Here is a 252-nt window from a genome sequence, read left to right as displayed (position 1 = left end):
CCAGAGTTTGCTGGGGTTCAGCTCCAGTCCAATCAGAAACAGCAGCAGAACGACCCCAAACTCGGAAAAATGCAGCACTTCCTCCACATCATTGATCAGCCCCAGCCCCCAGGGACCAATGCCGATCCCGGCCAGCAGATAGCCCAAAACCGATCCCAGCCCGAGACGCTGGGCCACAGGCACAGCCACAACGGCCGCCGCCAGAAACACCACACCGGCACTCAATACATCAGACGCCATAACGCTTCTCCC

Annotated in this window: 1 protein-coding gene; it reads right to left on the bottom strand. The window is 59.1% G+C overall.

Going from position 1 to position 252, the window contains the following annotated elements:
- Positions 1-240, bottom strand: a 240-nt coding sequence (locus R0J87_RS22720) for a cation:proton antiporter domain-containing protein (protein ID WP_498889183.1), incomplete at its 3' end; no start/stop codon positions are given.
- Between the last annotated feature and the right edge of the window lie 12 nt (positions 241-252).

The sequence above is a fragment of the Halomonas sp. SIMBA_159 genome (genome assembly GCF_046536035.1).
Taxonomy (GTDB): domain Bacteria; phylum Pseudomonadota; class Gammaproteobacteria; order Pseudomonadales; family Halomonadaceae; genus Vreelandella; species Vreelandella venusta_A.
This window is presented reverse-complemented; position numbering and strand designations above follow the sequence as displayed.